The sequence below is a fragment of the Kribbella sp. C-35 genome (assembly GCF_046549195.1).
Taxonomy (GTDB): Bacteria; Actinomycetota; Actinomycetes; order Propionibacteriales; family Kribbellaceae; genus Kribbella.
This window is the reverse complement of the sequence record NZ_JAJPWG010000001.1, coordinates 1,910,103-1,927,135: the sequence shown is the minus strand read 5'-3', so window position 1 is coordinate 1,927,135 and position 17,033 is coordinate 1,910,103. Positions and strand designations below refer to the sequence as shown.

The following is a 17,033-nucleotide window of genomic DNA, read 5'->3' as shown; positions in this document are numbered from 1 at the left end:
CAACGACAGTAGGCTCCGGGGCCGGGCCCCAGGATCCGGCAGATCCCCCGACGCGCCCCTGAACCGCTCTCAGGGAAGCCCTCTCACCGACGCAGCTCGCCCCGGGACACGGCCGTGGCCAGGTCGTCGCCGGTGGTGCCGAAGAAGGTTCGCGCCCAGAGTGAGTCCTCGTACCAGTACGGCCCGTCCTCGCCGGGCAGCGACGCCGGCGCCGAGTGACGCTTGAGGGCCTGTCGGCACTCGTTGCACAGCGGCAGCGTCAGCGTGGTGCCGTCGGACTCCACCTTGGTCGGCCGACCGGACGAGCGACCGTGCAGCGGGTTGAACGCGCACAGATCCGGTACGGCGTCCACCTTGCGATCGGCTGCGATCGCGACCGCGGCGTCGTACTCCCGCCGTGCCTTGTCGAGCAGCACCATCGCACCGACCAGGTCGACAAGGCCGGGCGACGAGTCGAGAACCTTCGATGCGGCGGCGTGGTCGTCGAGCGCGGCCTGCTGGTGGACCAGCCCCGCGCCTTCGGTGGTCGGGAGCGCGGCCAGTTCCGAACCGAGCCGGGTGAGCTCGGCGTTCGTCTCCTGGGTCAAGCGTCGGCGTCGCTCGGCCGCCACCGTCGCGGCGACGTGCGGCGGGATCCGGAACGTCTTGGACCCCGAACCCCGGCTGCGCCCGATCAGCAGACCGAGACCGACCAGGACGACGAGACCGCCGACGATCGACAGGGCGACGATCCACCCGTGACCGCCCGGCTCCGAGATGGCCCGGGACGGCCGACTCGACTGCGGTCGGTTCGAGGTCTTCGGGATGCCCGGTTGGGCGAGCAGCTCGTACATCCGGGCCAGCACCTCGGTCGGCCCCGCGTCGTACCCCGAGTCGGCCAGCGCGCGCGTCCGCGCGGCCTCCAGCTTCTCCTCGCTGACCTGCGACACGTCCCGCGTCTCGTACCACGGGAAGCGGCTGCCGCCGTCCACCACGACGTACAGCCCCGGCAGTCGGAGCGCATCCATGATCAGAGTGAGCGCCGTGCTCTCCTCGCCCTGGAACTCGTCGCTCGGGGTCAGCGGCAGGACGACGGTGTAGACCGGGTACCCGAGCGCCTTCGCTTTCGTGCGCACGTCGTCCAGCAGCTTCGCGGGCAGTGCCGTCTTGTACGCCGGGTCAATGTAGACCGGGTCCTTCTTCAACGCGGTCGCGATCGCTTGTGCCCGCTCCGCCGGGGTCCGCGCGGTACCGGCCTCGGCCGGAGCCGCAACGAGCAGCGTCAACGCCGCCGTGAGACTGATGAGGAGCAAACGGGCCTTCACGCGCGTCCCTTCCGTCGTGGGCGGGCGAGCGCCGCCACGATCAACACAATGCCGCCGAGCAAGCCGCCGCCCATCAGGCCGAGCACCGCGCCGCCGGCGCCGTTCCCGATCGCCTTGCCCACGGTGAACTTCTCCACCGGGGCCGAGTCCTCCGGCTCGGGAGGCAGCGGCTCGGTCCGGGCCGGCTTCGGTGTGCTGTACCTCTCCCGCAAGCCGTCGAGGTACTCCGAGAGCTGCTTGCTCAGCGCCTCTTTCCCGTCCGCGTAGGTCCACGTCGGCGCGTACACACCGAGCTGGTGCGCGACGCCGTACGACCGGTCGCCGTCCATCACGACGTACACGCCCGGCTTGCCGTTCGCGGCGGCCAGCCGGCCGGCGAGCAGCGTGGTGTCACCCTTCTCCGGGAACCATTCGCCGGACGGTACGACGGCCACGAACACCGGCACCTTCGCGTTCGAGATCACCTGCAGCGTCTCGTTGCGATCGGCAATCGACGTGAAGTCCGGATCGACGTACAGGTTCTCCTGCGCCCAGGCCGCGATCGCGGCGGTGATCCGCGGATCGGTCGGCGTGGCCGCCGACGCGGTGCCGGTCAGGAGGCAGGCAGTTGCCGCTAGCAACAGGACGAGCCGTCTCATCGCGCGTCCTCCTTCCGGCCGGTGATGCGGTCGGCGAGGTCGTCGGAGAGCGCGCCGAAGCCGGTCGCGACCATCGGGCTGTCCTCCGGGTCGAGCGTCCAGTACGGCACCGGCTTGCGGTCGTGACCGAGCAGCCCGGACTTGGCCGGCACCAGCAGACCGCTCGGCGTATCGCCCCGGCGTACAACGCTCGCACACCACTCGCATGCGGGTACTTCGACGTCGTCCGACCAGTCGACCTTCGCCGTACCGGGGTTGTGTGTCGGGTTGAAGAAGCACGGCGGCTGGAGGGCCGCACCGGAGGCGATCCGCTCGGCCTGCCGGGCGAGCACGAGCGCACCGGCCGAAGCGAGGAGGTCTTCCGGCTGGTCCGCGCGCAGCGTCCGCGCCGCGTCGAGCCGGCGGAACGCGTCGTCGCGCTGATCCAGCAATTGGGTCGTCTTGTTGCGACGCCGGTCCAGTCGCGCAAGGGCCTTCTCGGCCTGCTTGATCTTCCCGCCCGCCTTGAGCTGGACGTTCTTCGGCTCGATCGCCGACTTACTCGACCCCGAACGCTTCGGCTTGCCACGGCGCCGCAGCCCGAGCACCAGCGTCAGCATGAACCCGAGGAGCCCGCCGACACTGAGGCCGACGTACACGGCCCGGTCCGACTTGTCGGTCACCGAGAGGCCGCGGTGCGGGCGCTCCGGCTCGAGATCGGCGGCAGGCATGGCCGGCAGCGGACGATCGTCGTACGCCGTCGACGCGTACTGGATCGTGCGGACGATCTGGGGCGCCGGACGATCCGAGACGACGTCGAGGCGCTGCTTGTCCTCGGCCCGCACGCTGGTCAGGTCGCGGCCCCGGAGCCCGCCCTGCCGGTACAGCTCCGCGGTCGTCGACCAGTAGTTGTCGTCCACGAGCGCGACCAGGTACAGCCCTGGTTCACCGATCCGCGCGTGCAGCAAGGTCGGCCAGTCGAGCCGGTTCTTCGCCAGGTACGGCGTCCGCGGCACGAGCGCGACGTACACGGGAACGCCCGCCGTACGCATCGCGCCGCGGATCCGGTCCAGCTCGGTCGCGGGGATCGCCAACCGGCCGTCGACGGACAGGTGATCGGTGCGCCACGCGGCGGCGATCCGGTCGGGCAGCTCGGGCGTCTCCGCACGCGCCGGCAGGGCGGGGAGGAACGCGAGTGCCGCGAGCAGGGCGGTGAGAAATCGGACGGGCATCGCGAACAGCCTACGGGGAGTTGGGCGCGACCCTGGCTCGGACAGGGGAGACCAAGCCAGGGTCACGGTGTTTCAGGGCAGAAACGTTGCTACACCGACACGCTCCGCAACAGGGCAGATCGTGGGGCAACCCGGGGCAGATCAGCCGATTTCATGCCCCGAGCTTTGTCCTGAGCATTCTTGCCCTGGGCCCCGAACCTCCGGCTCGACCCGCGCAAGTGGCCGAGCCGGAGGAGTACGGGATCAGAACGCGGACTCCGGGAGGTCCATCACGTCGAGGTCGGTGAGTTCGGCCTTGATCCGCTCGGCGCGGACCGACGGCATCGTCGAGCGGACGAACCACTGGGCCGCGGCGATCTTGCCGGTGTAGAAGTCCTGGTCGGCCGGGGACAGCTCGCCGCCCAGCTTCTCCAGTGCGACCTCGGCCTGCCGGAGCATCAGCCACGAGCAGACCACGTCACCGAGGACGAACAGCAGCCGGGAGGTGTTCAGGCCGACCTTGTAGACGTTCCGCGGGTCGCCGTTCTCGGCCTGCGGGTTGGCGGCCATCAGGGCCTGCCCCATGATGCCCAGGATCTTCTGGGTGTCCTCGAGGCCCTTCGCGAGCAGCCCGCGCTCTTCCTTCAGCCGCCCGTTGCCGGCCTCGGAGGCGACGAACGCCTGCACCTGCTCGGCGAGGTGGCCGAGCGCCTTGCCCTGGTCCTTGATGATCTTGCGGAAGAACAGGTCCTGGCCCTGGATGGCGGTCGTGCCCTCGTAGAGCGTGTCGATCTTCGCGTCCCGCACGTACTGCTCGATCGGGTAGTCCTGCAGGAAGCCGGAGCCGCCGAACGTCTGCAGCGACTCGGTGCCGAGCAGCGTCCAGGACTTCTCCGAGCCGTAGCCCTTCACCAGCGGCAGCAGCAGGTCGTTGACACCCTCGGCGAGCTTGTCGTGCTCACCGGCGTACCGCGCCTGCTCGGCCCGGTCCTGGTACGTCGCCGTGAACAGCACGAGCGCCCGCAGCGCCTCGGCGTACGCCTTCTGCGTCAGCAGCGAACGCCGTACGTCGGGGTGGTGGGTGATCGTGACCCGCGGCGCGTCCTTGGCCGGGTTCGTCATGTCGGCGCCCTGGACCCGCTCCTTGGCGTACTCGAGCGCGTTCAGGTAGCCCGTCGACAGCGTCGCGATCGCCTTGGTGCCGACCATCATCCGCGCGTACTCGATCACCTGGAACATCTGCGCGATGCCGTCGTGCACCTCGCCGAGCAGCCAGCCCTTCGCGGGCACGCCGTCGCCGAAGGTGATCTCGCAGGTCGTGGAGACCTTGATGCCCATCTTCTTCTCGACGTTCGTGACGAAGGCGCCGTTGCGCTCGCCGGTCAGCTCGCCGGTCTCGAGGTCGAAGTCGTACTTCGGAACCACGAAGAGGCTGAGGCCCTTGGTCCCCGGACCGCCGACACCCTCGATGCCCTGTGGTCGCGCGAGCACCAGGTGAATGATGTTCTCGGTCATGTCGTGCTCGCCCGAGGTGATGAACCGCTTGACGCCCTCGATGTGCCAGGAGCCGTCGTCCTGCAGCGTGGCCTTGGTCCGCCCGGCGCCGACGTCGGAGCCGGCGTCCGGCTCGGTCAGCACCATGGTGGCGCCCCAGCCGCGCTCGATGATGTGGTGAGCGATCTTCTGGTCCCGCTCGGTCCCGTTGCGCCAGAGCACGTGCGCGAAGTTCGGGCCGGCGGCGTACATGTGCACCGCCGGGTTGGCGCCCAGCACCAGCTCGGCGGCGGCCCAGCGCAGCGACGGCGGGGTCGGCTGACCGCCCAGCTCGGCCGGCAGCTCGAGCTTGAACCACTCGGCGTCCATGTAGGCGTGGTAGCTCTTCTTGAACGCCTCCGGCATCCGGACCTCGTGGGCTTCCGGGTCGAAGACCGGCGGGTTCCGGTCGGCCTCCGCGAAGGACTCGGCCAGCTCGTGCTTGGCCAGCCGGTCGACCTCCGCAAGCACCTCGCGGGCGGTGTCGACGTCCATCTCGGCGTACGGGCCCTGACCGAGCACGTCGCCTCGGCCCAGGACCTCGAGCAGGTTGAACTCGATGTCCCGCAGATTCGACTTGTAGTGGCTCACAGACACTCCCCAACTTTACTCGCCAGTAACTTGAGTATATACCCGCCGGTAACGAGGGCAAAGGGAGATTGACTGTGACGTATGAAGTTGATTTACGAGACGCATGCGACCACGGTCGACAACGAACGCGGGATCGCCACCGGCTGGCTGCCGGGTGAGCTGTCAGCTGCGGGGCGGGAGGAGGCGCGGAAACTCGGGGAGCGCCGGCGGGAGGTCGACGTCGTGTTCAGTTCGGATCTGCGGCGGGCGGTGCAGACGGTCGAGCTGTCCGGGCTGACCGTGCCGCACTTCCAGGACTGGCGGCTGCGCGAGTGCAACTACGGCGAACTGAACGGCGCGCCCCGGGACGCGCTCGCCCCCAGGGTCGAGCGCGTCCACACCCCGTTTCCGGGCGGTCAGTCGTACGCCGATGTCGCCGAACTGACCCGATCGTTCCTTGCCGATCTGAAGCGCTGGTATGACGCCGCCACGGTGCTTGTGGTTGCGCATTCGGCCAACCTCTGGGCCTTCGAGCACCTGCTCGGCAGCGGGAAGTCGATGGCCGAGCAGATAGTTGCTCCGTTCAACTGGCAACCAGGCTGGGAATACGAGTTGAACTTGGGAGGAACCGGCAACGACCTCTTCGCGTCCTAGGATCACAACTACCAAGCACGAGGTCGAGCACGGCCTCACGCACGTCATAGAGGGAGCTGGCATGGGGTGGCGAGACAAGCCCGCGAAGGATGAGCTTGCGGGAGACCAGGCGGAGACCAACCAACGGCGTTTCGGCGCGGTTGTCGACCGGCTCCAGACGAATGGCCAGACCAAGGCCGCGAACAATGTCATCAACGGCGCCGGCCGGGGTGACTCGCCCGAGGAGTTGAACAGGCGCGTCGAGGCCGCCCGTGACAGGCGGGAAGGCAACGAGCGCTAGCGGGAAGGGATGGCCGGCCGGTGGCCGGCCATCCCGTTGTTTCTAAGGCTTGTAGACCGTTGCGCTGCCGTACAGCTTCTGGGTGAAGGCGGTCATGTACGACGACGTGTCGGACTCGGTGAGGTTGTATGTGAGGAAGACGCCGTACCCCTCGTTGACCGTGCGCTGCGCGAGGCTTGCGGCGGTCGAGGAGCTGGTGGCGGTGTACGAGACCGCGGCTGGGGACATGCGCGACTTGGCGCTCGGGGCGGACGGGACGCCCCAGGTGCCGTAGTACGGGTTCCAGCCGTAGTCGAAGGTGTCGACGATGCTCTGGCCGTTGTAGGTCAGGCGCTCGGCGGACGGGCCGATGTCGTAGAGCGTGATGAGCTTGTTCGGGAGCTTCGCGCGGAGCGCCTGGACCAGGTAGACGAACGAGAAGTCGTTCGGCTGGCCGGTGCCGTTGTTGCCGTACTCGACGTACTCGTCGTCGAAGTCGATGCCGTCCAGGCCGTACTCGTTGACCGCGTCCGCGAGCTGCTGCGCGAACGCGTCGGCGGCGGCCTGGGTCGGGAAGTTCGCGAACCCGGCGCCCTGGTGGTTGCCGAGGATCGAGAGCAGGACCTTGATGCCCTTCTGCTGCAGCGGGCGGACCTGGGTGGCGACGTTGTCCAGCACGTTCGTCACCTGGTCGTTGAAGTGCAGGTACGCGTTCGTGCCGTCGTAGTTGATGTTCGCCGCGAAGATCACCGCGACGTCGATCACCTGCGCGCCGCCGTTCGCCAGCGTGTACTTGCCGGCGTTCAGCATGCTGTGGTCGTTGACCTCGATGTACGCGACGGTGACCGGTCCGGTCTTCGCGCAGGGGCGGCGCTTGTCCGCGGCCTCGGCGGGCAGCGCGGCACCGGTGGCGGCCGCGGCGGTACCGGCGGCCAGGGCTGACAACAGGGTCCTTCGCTTCATGAGCTGATCGACTCCTCGTCACACGATGGGCGGTGTCGCTATATCGGTTAAGTAGTCCTCGCCGCCTGACCGAAAGTCCAGGCGGCGAGGCGAGGTAAACCGGTATAGCAACCCCGATCATCGATCGGCCGTCCAGCGGTGTCAAGAGATCGGCGGGCTACCGCGCGGGGAGCGGCCCGATGTACCCGTGCTTGGCGAAAGCGGCTGGAACCTGCACTGCAGCGACGCCGTCCTTGAACATGAGCGGCGTGAGTTTGTCACGCGCCAGACCCCAGCCGAGCCGCTTCCCCATGCCCACGACGACGATCAGGTCGGGTTGCCCGGCCTCGCGGATCTTGAAGTACGGGACCATGAAGTCGTCGTACGCGACGACGAACTCCTGGAACCTCGGCCGGCCCCGGGCATCGTCGCGCACGATGCCGACGGTGGTGCTGATGCCGTTGGAAGTGACAGCGGGGCTCGGCCCGCGTTTCGTAGGCCAGCTACCTGGCTTCGGCCGCGGCCCTTGATAGTGCTGCACCACGATCGCGATCCGGCCGGCCGGGGTGTTCCCCGCCCAGTAGATCCGCGGCTCCCCGCGCAGTACGGCCCAGAGGTCTCCGGCGACGGGATCGACGAAGTGCTCCGTGCGCTGCGCGTCGTCCCAGGTCGCGAGGACCTGGTCGAGATAGGCGCGGTTCCCGGCCAGGTCACCTCCGGTGTCGGGCTTCATCAGGGCCGCGTAGTGGTCGTGCGGCTGCGCTGCGATCGGATCCACCCACGCTGGGGTCGGCGTCGCCACCGGGGCCTGGTCGGCCCGGTCGCGAACAGCGGGTAGGGCGAAGACGGCAGCAGTGATCGCGGCGACGGTCAGCGAGCCCGCGCCGACGGCCGTGAGCCGGCGTCGCCGCAGTCGGCGCGCGCCGCCGCCCCGGGCGCGGGCGAGGAACTCCGGCGAAGCTTCGATGTCGTCGACGTCGGCAGTCAGCCGGCGCTTGAGTTCGGTTTCGGTCATCGCAGTCCCCCCAGAATCGCGGGTTCGGTGAGCATTCGGAGGCGGTCCAGACCGCGGGACGTCTGGCTCTTCACGGTGCCGACCGAGCAGCCGAGCAGCTCGGCGGTCTGCGCCTCGCTGAGGTCGTCGTAGTACCGGAGCACGATCACGGCGCGCTGCCGCGGTGGCAGTGCTCGTAATGCGGTCAGCAGTTCATGGCGTAGGGCGTACCGCTCGCTGCCGTCCGGCTCCAGCCGATGGTGGTCGTCGGCCAGGGCGACCTCCAGGGGTCGGCGCAGTCGGGTGCGCCAGCGGTTCGCCGACAGGTTGGTGAGGGTCTTGCGGGCGTACGCCTCGGGTGCGCCGTCCCGGATCCGCGGCCAGTGCACATAGATCCGCTCGTACGTCTCCTGGAGCAGGTCCTCGCCCGCTCCCCGGTCGCCGGTGAGCAGTACCGCGGTCCGCAGCAGCCGGGTCGCGCTGCCGCGGACGAAGTCGTCGAAGTCGTCGCCCCGCGTACCCATCCACCCTCCCCGTCCATGGTCTCTCTACCAAGAAGAACACCGCCGGTGTGCGGATGGTTGCTTCCCCGGGTTCGCGGAGCCGGGTGGTCATGGACGAAACTGGAGGCTGCGACCGGCCACCGACGGGAGTGATATGCGAGTGATCGGGCTGATGTCCGGGACGTCGTACGACGCGATCGACGCCGCGGCAGCGGATCTGCGGCTGGACGGCGACCAGTTGGTGCTGACGCCGTTGGGGATGCTGAGTCAGCCGTACCCGGAGGAGCTGCGCGCGGCCGTCGCGGCGGCGTTGCCGCCGGCGTCCACTTCGGTCGAGCAGGTGTGCAAGCTCGACACCGGGATCGGGCAGTCGTTCGCGGCGGTGGCGCGGCAGGCGGTCGAGCAGCTCTGCGGCGGGTACGCAGACCTGATCGTGTCGCACGGGCAGACAGTGTTCCACTGGGTCGACAACGGGTCGGTGCGCGGGACGCTGCAGCTCGGGCAGCCGGCCTGGATCGCGGAGGCGACCGGCGTACCGGTGGTGTCGGATCTGCGGGCGCGGGACGTCGCGGCGGGCGGGCAGGGGGCGCCGCTGGTCAGCATCATCGACGTGCTGTGGTTGCGCGGGCGTCCCGGCGTACCAGTGGCGCTGAATCTCGGCGGGATCGCGAACATCACCGTCGTCCAGGACGAACCGGTTGCCTTCGACACCGGTCCGGCGAATGCGCTGATCGATGCGGTCGTAACGGAGCTGACCGGGCGGCCGTTCGACGCGGATGGCGTGATGGCGGCGCGCGGGCAGGTGCACGAGGAGCTGCTCGGGCGGCTGCTGGCCGAGCCGTTCTACGCGCGGCTGGCGCCGAAGTCGACGGGGAAAGAGCTCTTCAACCTCGCGTACCTGGCGCGGGCGATGGAGGGGCTGCCGGTGATCCCGGCGGAGGACCTGGTCGCGACGGTGACCACGCTGACGGCGCGGACCGTGGCCGACGCCGTACGGCGGTACGGCGGGACCGAGGTGGTCGCATCGGGTGGCGGGATCCGGAACCCGGCGCTGATGCATCTGCTGGCGGACGAGTTGGACGTTCCGGTCCGGACCACCGACGAGCTGGGGTTGCCGTCGGCGGCGAAGGAGGCGTACGCGTTCGCCGTCCTCGGATTCCTCACCGTGCACGGCCTCGGCGGAACGGTGCCGAGCTGCACCGGCGCCGGGCACTCCAGCGTCCTCGGCTCGGTCACCCCCGGCCTGAGCGGACTACCGACGATCTCGTGCGAGGCCCGACCACCCATGCGCCTCCTGGTCGAGTGACCGCACACTAGTCCTTATGACGAGGTTGTTCGTGGTGACTGGGGCACCTGGTTCGGGGAAGTCCACGGTCGTGCCGGAGCTGGTCCGGCTGAGTCCTGGGAACCTGGTCGTGATGGACATGGACGAGCTGCTGGACGACAATGGCCGGCTGCTCGGGCTCGACATCGCGAGTCCGATGGCGGCGCCGATCTGGCCGGCGTACAACGCGCTGTGGCAGCGGATCACCGAGCTGATCAGGCGCTCCGGCATACCGGTCCTGCTGCTGTCCCCGGCGCAGCCGGCCGAGCTGCCAGAGGGCCGGTGGCTGCACCTGGACTGCCCGGACGCCGTACGGCGGAAGCGGCTGGCGCGACGCGGCTGGCCCGAGTCGCAGATCGACGAGGCGCTCGCGGACGCGGCCGAGATCCGCAAGCTCGTACCGCGGTCGGTGCGCGGGGACGTCTCGCCGGAGCGGGTCGCGAAGAGCATCCTGGACTGGATCCGCGGCGAACGGTTCGGCAAGACCCTCAGCCTGTGGGGCCGGTTCCGGAGTTGACCTTCGAGTTGGTGCAGGGATGAAGGTCGGTGCCATGAGGCTGACGATCAGTGAGTTCGCACGGCTGGTGGGACTGGCGCCGAGTGCGCTGCGGTTCTACGACGACTGCGGTCTGCTCCCACCCGCCGAGGTCGACGCGACGAACGGCTACCGGTACTACGACAAGTCGCAACAACCCCGAGCCCAGTTACTCCGCGACCTGCGCGAGATCGACCTCCCACTTCCCGACGTCCGCCTCGCCCTGGACGCCTCTCCGTCGGAGATCGCCGACCTTGTCCGCGCCCACCTCCGCACCCTGGAAGCCAAGTCCACCGCCACCCGCACAGCCGCAACCCGCCTCCTCACCAACCTCCTCTCCCAGAAAACAACAGCCCTCCTAGGCGGCCCCGAACTAGCCAGCGCAATCCGCCAAGTAGCCCCCACCGCAGCCCGACCAGAGGACGACGACCTCGGGATGGTGTTGAGCTGTGTGTTGCTTGAGTTGGGGGCGGATGAGGTCACGTTTGTTGCGACGGATCGGTATCGGCTGGCTGTGCGGACGGTGCGGCCGGTGGAGTTCGACGGGGTGGCGGCGCGGGTGCTGGTGCGGGCCGACGAGTTGGCTGAGGTGAGTCGGTGGGCTGCGGCGGGGGACGTCGTACGGGTGGAGGTGAACGGCGGTCTGGTCCTGGTGCGGGGCGACGAGTCGCGTGAGTTGCAGACGGTTGATGCGGAGTATCCGGCGTACGGGCAGATCCTCGACGGGCTGACGCCGCCCGCGTGCCGGGTGGTCGTCGATCGCGTGGGCTTGCTGGACGTGCTCGCCGGGCGCGATGTCGTTGCCTTTGACATCGATCAGCACAGTCTGCGGATCGGCGACGAGGTGAAACTCGACGCGATCGGGACCGGGTCGGTGCGGATCGGGTTCACCGCGAGCCTGCTGGCGGCCGCGCTCGAGGCGAGTGTCGGGCCGGACGTGCTGCTCGAGATCTGCGAGCCGGCGCGACCGGTCGTCGTACGGTCGGCCGACCAGGGCACGTTCACCACCCTCGTCATGCCCGTCCGGCTGGACGGGTGAACCGGTCCTACTACGGCTGGCTGGCAGGTTCGACACTCTCGGTTCTCGGCGACACGGCGCTGTTCTTCGCGCTCGGCTGGGCCGCGACGGGCATCGGCCCGCGGGTCGCCGCGTTCGTGCTGACCGGGTTCACCCTGCCGCGCGCCGTACTCCTCCTGCTCGGCGGCGTACTCGGTGACCGTATCGGTCCACGCCGCCTCCTCCTCGCCTGCACCGCGATCGTCGGCTCGTGCTGCTTCCTACTGGCCGTCGCTGTCGGGATCCGCGGAGTCTCGGCCGGACTGTTGCTGACCACGTCGGTCGTCGTCGGCACCGTGGATGCGTTCGCGCTCCCGGCCGCCGGCGCACTCCCGCGACTGTTCGTCCCCGACGATCAGTTGCCCAGGGCAATGGCTTTGCGTACGTCGGCCACCCAGCTCATGACCCTCGCCGGCGGACCGATCAGCGGCCTGCTCGTCGCGACGGTCGGGCTGGTCGGAGCACTCACACTCGACGGCCTGACATTCGCCATCCAGTTCGCAATCCTCCTGATACTCAAACCGCCGTACGACGTGACGCCGCAACGCGACCGTCCGTCGGTCGTACGGGAGGCAGTCGACGGGCTCCGGGTGGCTGTAGCTGATCCCGTACTACGGATGATCCTCGCGGTCGTCGCGCTGGTCGCAGCCTTCGTACTACCGGTCACCTCGCTCTGCGTCCCGCTGCTAGCCCGCTCACAAGGCTGGGAAGCCAAACAGGCAGGCTTCGTCGTGGCCGGCAACATCGCCGGCGGACTGCTCGTAACGATCCTCGTCGCACGCTTCGGCACCTTCACCCGCGCCGAACTCACCGGAGGTCTCGGCTGCCTACTAGCCGCACTCGGGATCGCAGCTCTCGCCCTAGCCCCGTCAGTCCCAGCCGCAATCGGAGCAACCCTCACCCAAGGCGTAGGCATCGGCCTCTTCACCTCACACCTAGCGCCCCTCTTCACCCGCAGCACCCCAAGATCCCACCTGACCCGCCTCCAATCCCTCCTCTCCCTAGCCCAAACCGTCCCCCTCATCGCCTCGACCAACCTCCTGGCCTCCCTCAAAATCCACCAAGCCCTAACCCTCACCGCCACCACAACAGCCCTGGCCGGCCTCATCCTCCTCAAAGTCAAGCCATCCGACCGCCTCGTGGTGTTGTAAGACGATTCGTCTTACAATGGCGTCATGGCTGACACGATCACGATTCGCACCGACGCGGAAACCGAGCACGCGCTGGATGTGCTGACGCACGACGGCAGCTCGCGGTCGGCGGTCATCAGACAGGCGGTCCTCGAAGCCGCAGTTCGCCGCGAGCGGGCAGCGGCAATGCGTCGCGAAGTACTGCGGATGCACATCGGCGATCCGGACGGGATCGACGTGGGTGCCGAACTCTCCCGGGAGCGGGACGGCGAGCGCTGATGATCTATCTCGACTCGGCCGCGATCGTGAAGCTGGTGCATGCGGAGTCCGAGTCGCACGCCCTGCGGCTCTGGCTCGACGAGCGGGCAGAGGTGGGGTGGGTGAGTTCGGTGCTCGCGGAGATCGAATCGTTCCGTGCCCTCGCGCGGCATGTTCCGGAGTCGGTGTCGCGGCTGACCCGCGTCCTCGACCTGATCGAACTCCTCGAACTGGATGCCGGTGCCCGGATGCTCGCGCAGACCGTGCGGCCGGCGACGGTACGGAGCTTGGATGCCATCCACCTGGCGACCGCGTTGCGCGTCCGGCCGCTCACGTCGTTCGTCACCTACGACAAACGCCTCGCCGACGCGGCCCGCATCGCCGGGCTGACCGTTGATGCGCCCGCCTGATCTCACTCATTGACAACATGCTGTCGTTATGACAGCATGTTGTCTATGAGCACAGCATACGTGGCGGTGTACGAGACGTTGGCGGACTGGGAGATCGGGCACCTGGTGGTGGAACTGCGGACTGGGCGGTTCACCGGGGTGCCGTGGAACGTGGTGACGGTTGGTGAGTCGTTGGAGTCGGTGGTGACCATGGGTGGGATGCGGGTCGTGCCGGACGTGACGATCGCGGACGTGGCGCCTGAGGCGGGGGGCCTGCTCGTGCTGGCCGGGTCGGCGCAGTGGGATGTGGGTGGCGGCGAGGCGTTCGCGAAGTTGGCGGGGCAGTTCCTCGATGCCGGCGTACCGGTTGCGGCGATCTGTGGAGCGACCGCGGGGCTGGCTCGCGCGGGGCTGCTCGATGAGCGGAAGCACACGAGCGCGGCCAAGGAGTACCTGCAGGCGACCGGGTATCAGGGTTCGGAGCGGTACGTCGATGCGCGCGCGGTCGTCGACGGGGATCTGATCACGGCGGGACCGGACTCGCCGGTGCAGTTCGCGCGGGCCGTGATGGAGCGGCTCGAACTCGCGGACGAGCGGAAGCGCGAGGCGTACGAGGGCGTGTTCCATCGCGCCGACCCGGCGGCGTACGCAACGCTGGTCGGATGACGTCGAAGGATCAGTTGGGACCGGCCGAGCGCGCGGTGGGCGCGGAGCCGGCGGCCGTTCCGCCCCGTGCGGAATGGCCGGAGGTCGGGAAGCGGTCCGAAGGTGGTGTGGTGTTGACGGACGTCGTACTCGCCACCTTCCGGCTGAACGCGCGGCTGATGGAAGCCGCGCAGGGCCTGGCGGCGAACGGCGGGATCACGGCGGCCTGGTGGCAGGTGCTGGGCGGCGTCCTCGACGAGCCGCGGTCGGTCGCCGACGCCGGCCGGATCATGGGTGTCAGTAGACAAGCCGTGCAGCGGATCGCGGACCTGCTGGTCGAACGTGGTCTCGCCGAGTACCGGCCCAACCCGGCGCACCGCCGCGCCAAGCTCCTCGCCTGCACCGAGGCCGGCTACTGGGCGATCAGGCAGATCTCAGTCGCTCAGGGCCCGTGGACCACCGAACTCGCCCAGGCCGTCGACCTCGACGATCTCCGTACGACGCTCAGCACCCTGCAGACCCTGATCACCAAGCTGGAAGAAGCTTGATCGCGAGGCTCCGTCCGTAGGTGTGCCGCGTGCTGAACGTCAGCCGCGTCCCGGTGACCGTGCGCGTCACCTGAACCCCGTCGACGGGAGCCGCGGGCTTGAGGTACTGCGCCTGCAGATTGACCGTGATCGTGTCGCGCTGCGTGGTCGGATCGGAGACGGCGACCTGCACGCTCGAGGCGGCGCGGCGGATGATCAACGACGCCGGGCCGTCGACGGTCAGACCAGGAAGGTTGTGCGAACCGGGTCCGAAGGTGTTGACCGCGATGAGGCGTAAGCCGAGATGCTGGATCGCCTGGAGCCTCGTGGTGTTGGCGAGCAGGGCGATGCGGCCGTGCTGATAGGACTTCAGCGCGGATTCTGTTGCGTTGGGCACCAATGCGTAGGCGAGCGAGCGCTTCGAGTCCGCAGGTTGGGTGGCGGTGAGCGCGAACACCTGCTTGGTGACCGGGGTGTCCGGGTTGGACGTACGCACCACTCGGCGGCTTCGCGTGATTGCCTGCAGATCCACTGAGAGGGCGGTTGGTTCCAGGAAGTGGTAGCCCACTGAGGCTGAGCCGTTCGTGTAGCGGAGCCAACGAGGGGTGATCTGGCCGGTCCCGGTCCACGGGCGGCCGTCGCGCTGTGCGCCGGTGATGGTGACCGGGTCGGCGGCGCCGGCGATGCGGGTGTCGAGGGTGGTTGTCACCGCGCGGGTCGCGTCGCCGACACCGGCTGCCAGTACGACGATCTCGTCGTCGAGCAGGAACCACGACTTGGTCGCTGACGCGTTCTGGTAGACCACGAAATCGTCCGGCAGGCTCGCCCGCGACGCGTACGCGAAGTCGTCCGATTGCACCCAGCCGACCGCGCCGTACGCATCGAGCGTCGCGCCGCCGGAGTACGCGTTGGTCCCGACCGGGAAGTAGACGTAGGTGTTCTGGGCCTCCGACGACGGGGTGAACGTCGGCGGATTGTCGTAGTACGCCGTTCCGTACAGCTCCGGGATCGACTTGCGGGTCTCGACCGGCGCCGTCACACCGCCCAGCGCGTACGGCGAGACCGTGGTGAAGTAGTCGATACCGAAGGACTGCGTCTGATCCTGACCGGCGAGGTACAGGTAGTGCGCGCCGTCGCCCTGGAACCACGGCAGCAGGTTCTCGCCGCTCATGTACTCGTACTTGCTGATCCGCGACGAGTTCCGCGCCAGCGCGAACGCGTACCCGGGCCTGCGATGCACCGTCCGGTCCATCGCGTTGAACGCCGTCGTACCCGCCGCCGGGTTGAGGTCGGCCGGGACGATCGCAGGATCGTTCTTGAGGTCCGCGAAACGCCCGATGCTCACTGGTGAGACGAAGGAATTCACGTTGATCGTCGGCCGCGCCGTGAACTTCGCGAACGCCTTCAGTCGCACCGCATCAGCCGGAGTCGCGTAGTCCGCGAGGTCGACGATCGCCTCCACGACGACTGCGACGTCGTCGTACCCGGTCGCCGTCCGGGACACCGCGCGACCCTTGACGATCTCCATCATCCAGCCCTCGAAGATCAGCGGCGCGAACCCGTGCTCGACCCAGCCCTGCACCACGCCGACCAGGACGTCGCTCTGCGCGTACTCCGTCCCGGCGAGCACCTTGATGGTCTGCACAACCCTGCTGAGCAGGGCCTTTCCGTACGAGCCCGTGTAGGCGACCGATGCGTGCTGGACGAATGAGCCGTCCGCGTAGTACCCGTCGGTGACGCCGTGCTGCAAGTTGTACGGGTCGACGGTCGCGAACACCGTGAACTGGTCCTGCAGCGCTTTCCGGATCCGCGCGTCGTCGTTCAGCAGGGAGCCCTGGAGCACCCGGTTCGCGGTGATGTCGACGAGGTTCGCGCCGGTGTGGAAGCGCGAGTCGAGGTCGACGTCGCCGTCCTTGCCGTTGCGCAGGTACGCGTCCATCGAGGCGACGTACCGCGTGATCAGGTCGGCCGGGGCGTCGATCAGGGCGAGCGTCTTCGAGACGAACGTCGAGATACCGATCTCCCAGGTGAACCAGTTGCCGTAGTACCCCTTCGACTGGTCGCCGTAGTAGTTGTCGTGCAGCCAGACGAGCTTCTCCGCGATCCGCGCGCGGACCTGCTCGTTGCACTGCAGGTCCGAGGCCGGTCCGGGCCGCCGGTACGCGAGGGCGATCTCGTAGAGGTGCTGGTACGACGAACTCAGGTTCGGATCGCTGGTTCCGAGCGGGAGGCCCGCGAACAGTTCGCCAGTACCGGCGCGGTCGAGGGCGGCCAACCAGGTGCGGGCCGTGGTGTCGATCGCGGCGACCTTCGCGGCGACCTCGGGCCGCGCGTTGGATTCCGCCGTACCGACATAGATCGCGATCGCGTTGGCCAGCAGTTGGCTCGGGTCGGCGGTCATCGCCCCCACGGTGGCACGGGCGGCCGGGGCCGGATTGACCGCAGTGAGCAACGCGGTCGCGGGGACAAAGGACAGCAGACGACGGCGGGTGAGATCCACTGGTACTCCCGGGCGGATGGGAAAACCTAACCAGTGAAGTCAATCAGTCGGAACTATCCTTCGACAACCGCTGACTCGTCA

The 17,033-nt window shown here is 68.6% G+C and carries 18 protein-coding genes; 10 read left to right on the top strand and 8 right to left on the bottom strand.

Features of this window, described 5'->3' with window-relative positions; translation table 11 throughout:
• Positions 1-83 precede the first annotated feature (83 nt).
• The 4 genes from ACLJOO_RS09755 to ACLJOO_RS09740 form a co-directional block, all read right to left on the bottom strand.
• Positions 84-1,304 carry a hypothetical protein gene (locus tag ACLJOO_RS09755; RefSeq protein WP_410786542.1) on the bottom strand — a complete coding sequence of 407 codons (1,221 nt, stop codon included), beginning with the start codon at positions 1,302-1,304 and terminating at the stop codon, positions 84-86.
• Positions 1,301-1,942, bottom strand: coding sequence for a hypothetical protein (locus tag ACLJOO_RS09750; protein ID WP_410786541.1), 642 nt, complete (start codon positions 1,940-1,942; stop codon positions 1,301-1,303). The genes ACLJOO_RS09755 and ACLJOO_RS09750 overlap by 4 nt, the downstream gene beginning before the upstream one ends.
• Entirely contained in the window at positions 1,939-3,153 is a 1,215-nt protein-coding gene (locus tag ACLJOO_RS09745) for a hypothetical protein (protein WP_410786540.1), read from the bottom strand. The genes ACLJOO_RS09750 and ACLJOO_RS09745 overlap by 4 nt, the downstream gene beginning before the upstream one ends.
• 243 nt (positions 3,154-3,396) lie before the next feature.
• A complete protein-coding gene (locus ACLJOO_RS09740; RefSeq protein WP_410786539.1) occupies positions 3,397-5,256 on the bottom strand; it encodes an acyl-CoA dehydrogenase in 1,860 nt (619 codons plus the stop codon).
• Between the two features lie 81 nt (positions 5,257-5,337).
• Here ACLJOO_RS09740 and ACLJOO_RS09735 point away from each other — a divergent pair, with 81 nt between their 5' ends.
• Together ACLJOO_RS09735 and ACLJOO_RS09730 are read left to right on the top strand one after the other, a co-directional pair.
• Entirely contained in the window at positions 5,338-5,889 is a 552-nt protein-coding gene (locus ACLJOO_RS09735; protein WP_410786538.1) for a histidine phosphatase family protein, read from the top strand.
• Between the two features lie 61 nt (positions 5,890-5,950).
• Positions 5,951-6,169 (top strand): hypothetical protein, encoded by a 219-nt coding sequence (locus ACLJOO_RS09730; protein ID WP_410786537.1) that lies wholly within the window; start codon positions 5,951-5,953, stop codon positions 6,167-6,169.
• A 42-nt stretch (positions 6,170-6,211) separates the two neighbouring features.
• On the opposite strand, the gene ACLJOO_RS09725 is transcribed toward ACLJOO_RS09730, so the two are convergent.
• The 3 genes from ACLJOO_RS09725 to ACLJOO_RS09715 form a co-directional block, all read right to left on the bottom strand.
• Positions 6,212-7,111, bottom strand: a complete 900-nt coding sequence (locus ACLJOO_RS09725) for an endo-beta-N-acetylglucosaminidase H (protein ID WP_410786536.1) — start codon at positions 7,109-7,111, stop codon at positions 6,212-6,214.
• A 157-nt stretch (positions 7,112-7,268) separates the two neighbouring features.
• Positions 7,269-8,105: a hypothetical protein gene (locus ACLJOO_RS09720; protein WP_410786535.1), complete on the bottom strand. Its 837-nt coding sequence runs from the start codon at positions 8,103-8,105 to the stop codon at positions 7,269-7,271.
• On the bottom strand, positions 8,102-8,608 hold the full coding sequence (locus ACLJOO_RS09715; protein WP_410786534.1) for a SigE family RNA polymerase sigma factor: 507 nt from the start codon (positions 8,606-8,608) through the stop codon (positions 8,102-8,104). The genes ACLJOO_RS09720 and ACLJOO_RS09715 overlap by 4 nt, the downstream gene beginning before the upstream one ends.
• A 133-nt stretch (positions 8,609-8,741) precedes the next feature.
• Between ACLJOO_RS09715 and ACLJOO_RS09710 the strand changes: the two genes are divergently transcribed.
• Genes ACLJOO_RS09710 through ACLJOO_RS09675 form a run of 8 tightly spaced genes read left to right on the top strand, consistent with a single transcriptional unit; the run spans position 8,742 to position 14,473 of the window.
• On the top strand, positions 8,742-9,893 hold the full coding sequence (locus tag ACLJOO_RS09710) for an anhydro-N-acetylmuramic acid kinase (RefSeq protein ID WP_410786533.1): 1,152 nt from the start codon (positions 8,742-8,744) through the stop codon (positions 9,891-9,893).
• Between the two features lie 16 nt (positions 9,894-9,909).
• Positions 9,910-10,428, top strand: a complete 519-nt coding sequence (locus ACLJOO_RS09705) for an AAA family ATPase (protein ID WP_410786532.1) — start codon at positions 9,910-9,912, stop codon at positions 10,426-10,428.
• Between the two features lie 34 nt (positions 10,429-10,462).
• Positions 10,463-11,485 carry a MerR family transcriptional regulator gene (locus ACLJOO_RS09700; RefSeq protein WP_410786531.1) on the top strand — a complete coding sequence of 341 codons (1,023 nt, stop codon included), beginning with the start codon at positions 10,463-10,465 and terminating at the stop codon, positions 11,483-11,485.
• Positions 11,482-12,654 carry an MFS transporter gene (locus ACLJOO_RS09695; protein ID WP_410786530.1) on the top strand — a complete coding sequence of 391 codons (1,173 nt, stop codon included), beginning with the start codon at positions 11,482-11,484 and terminating at the stop codon, positions 12,652-12,654. The genes ACLJOO_RS09700 and ACLJOO_RS09695 overlap by 4 nt, the downstream gene beginning before the upstream one ends.
• Positions 12,655-12,678: 24 nt before the next feature.
• Positions 12,679-12,912 (top strand): hypothetical protein, encoded by a 234-nt coding sequence (locus tag ACLJOO_RS09690; protein WP_133784356.1) that lies wholly within the window; start codon positions 12,679-12,681, stop codon positions 12,910-12,912.
• Positions 12,912-13,301, top strand: coding sequence for a type II toxin-antitoxin system VapC family toxin (locus tag ACLJOO_RS09685; RefSeq protein WP_410786529.1), 390 nt, complete (start codon positions 12,912-12,914; stop codon positions 13,299-13,301). The genes ACLJOO_RS09690 and ACLJOO_RS09685 overlap by 1 nt, the downstream gene beginning before the upstream one ends.
• Positions 13,302-13,346: 45 nt before the next feature.
• Complete coding sequence (locus ACLJOO_RS09680) at positions 13,347-13,946, top strand: DJ-1/PfpI family protein (RefSeq protein WP_410786528.1); 600 nt, start codon at positions 13,347-13,349, stop codon at positions 13,944-13,946.
• On the top strand, positions 13,943-14,473 hold the full coding sequence (locus tag ACLJOO_RS09675; protein WP_410786527.1) for a MarR family winged helix-turn-helix transcriptional regulator: 531 nt from the start codon (positions 13,943-13,945) through the stop codon (positions 14,471-14,473). The genes ACLJOO_RS09680 and ACLJOO_RS09675 overlap by 4 nt, the downstream gene beginning before the upstream one ends.
• On the opposite strand, the gene ACLJOO_RS09670 is transcribed toward ACLJOO_RS09675, so the two are convergent.
• Complete coding sequence (locus ACLJOO_RS09670; protein WP_410786526.1) at positions 14,451-16,952, bottom strand: polysaccharide lyase family 8 super-sandwich domain-containing protein; 2,502 nt, start codon at positions 16,950-16,952, stop codon at positions 14,451-14,453. The genes ACLJOO_RS09675 and ACLJOO_RS09670 overlap by 23 nt on opposite strands.
• Positions 16,953-17,033: the final 81 nt, after the last annotated feature.